Raw genomic sequence first — 1,804 nt, forward strand, 5'->3', positions numbered from 1 at the left:
CAAACCCTGTTACTGAGGAGCCGGATGCGTGAATTGCGCACGTCCGGATCTGTGGGAGGCCGGCCCAGGTAACTGGCCGGTCGACCCGACTAAAAACTAAATCTGTCCCTTTCCTGCTTATAGATGGATCAGAAGGTCCTGTCGATATCACCATGCGGAAGAATCTTCCATAGTGGCCTTCGAAACATCAACGCTCCAAACATCCTTCGCAATACTGAAAATATCCTCAAAGAAGCTACGAGGCGTATCGATCTCAGAGGCTGACCAAGGCGAAGATGATGGTTCATTCGCCTCGTAGTCATATTCAAATGCGGTAGAAAAATCGTAATCCTCATTTAATAGCGCGCACTCCAGCTTTTTGAAAAGCAAAAATTTATGCCTATATGACAAATGCTCCTGCCTCTTAATAATGTATTTTTTTATTATTTCCGCCCGACCCACCTTGCTATTTGGGTCAAGCTTCAATATTTCATCTTTAAATTCTCGCCCCTGATACTCAGTGTCAAGTCCCGCCAAAAACATATCAACGGTGGGTTCGTATTGCAGCTCAGCGAACGGAGCATTCAACACAATTAAATCTCCAACTCACTATCCCTTCAAAGGGAGTGACTATACAGTTCTATACTTTCTGAAAACCCAATCCCCACTATCTACCTTCCAACACATTCACCAATCGAACGGGTCTTCAAGGGCAGCCTTTTCGACATCCTCCTTCCATTTTTCTTTTGCTATTACATAGACATTCCTAAAGAACTCTCTGGGATTTTTCAAATTATACCATTCTCCACGAGGCCAACTGCCAGCGCAATCCTCCTCTATATAGAACACACTTTGAAAATCAAAATCTGGATCATTGAGTTTTTCCTCCAGAAATGACAGCAGCACATATTTATGCCTATAAGACAAACACTTCAGATCCAGGCCATATTTACGAATAAGCTCTAATCTATCGTGCTCGTTATCCGGATTGTAAACTTCCAGCATCGCCCCGCGAGTCTCTTCGCGATCATACACATCAAACTGTCCAACAAACCACATGAGATCAGGAACAAACTCTTTATTTACATAAGGATGTTTTAGCATCACTTCCTCTCCGAAGGAAATCCGGTATATGGCACGCCATCTGAATTAAATTTTACTTCGAACCAGTTTAAATTTTCGTTGAGTGTTGGTTTTTGCGAATCTCTTCTATTTGGTTTATAACCACGTCCCACCCCAGGTAACTCCTGCCTAACAATCCTATCGTTTCTATGATCCACACCCGTAAACTGGTCCAGACCAAGCCTTTCTCTTGTCATAGCTTTATTTAGCGCATTTAAATGAATTCGCCAGTTGCTGAACTGAGAACTTAAGCTACCATTAGCTCCTCTGGGGATTTCACCGGTATGCGGATTCGCCCCATTAATGGCCCGCTGTTTGAGCGCAGCGTCTGATATTTCTGAACTGTGCTTCTCGACGGTGTGCATACCGTATCGTTCTTCCATAGCAACAACCCGTCGCTTGGCATTCGCCTCCCCCAACTCATCAATCCGCGCCCGCCGCTGCTCCGCCGTCATCGGCAGCGCTGGCTCGCCCTCATCCACCCCAACCTTAGCCGCCGGATCCTGCTCTCCAACGACGGGCTTTTTACACCCATCGCCCGGGCAAGTTTCCAACCCCAACGGATCCACCCACCCCGTCGGATTCAGGGTGTACCGATACCCGTTAAGCCCTCCCTTGAGCTTGCTCGGATCCGCCGTCAGGTACCGCCCCGTCTCCGGATTGTAGTACCGGTGCCGGTTGTAATGCAGGCCGCTTTCCCGGT

At 47.2% G+C, this 1,804-nt stretch carries 3 protein-coding genes; all 3 read right to left on the reverse strand.

Features of this window, described 5'->3' with window-relative positions; genetic code table 11:
- Positions 1-147: 147 nt before the first annotated feature.
- Positions 148-570, reverse strand: a complete 423-nt coding sequence (locus tag HU806_RS26130) for a hypothetical protein (RefSeq protein ID WP_186615779.1) — start codon at positions 568-570, stop codon at positions 148-150.
- 96 nt (positions 571-666) lie between these two features.
- Positions 667-1,083 carry a hypothetical protein gene (locus tag HU806_RS26135; protein ID WP_189672587.1) on the reverse strand — a complete coding sequence of 139 codons (417 nt, stop codon included), beginning with the start codon at positions 1,081-1,083 and terminating at the stop codon, positions 667-669.
- The coding region (locus HU806_RS26690) for an RHS repeat-associated core domain-containing protein (protein ID WP_186615783.1) at positions 1,083-1,804 on the reverse strand (722 nt) is incomplete at its 5' end. The genes HU806_RS26135 and HU806_RS26690, both read right to left, overlap by 1 nt.

The organism is Pseudomonas sp. SWRI154 (genome assembly GCF_014268645.1).
Taxonomy (GTDB): domain Bacteria; phylum Pseudomonadota; class Gammaproteobacteria; order Pseudomonadales; family Pseudomonadaceae; genus Aquipseudomonas; species Aquipseudomonas marvdashtae.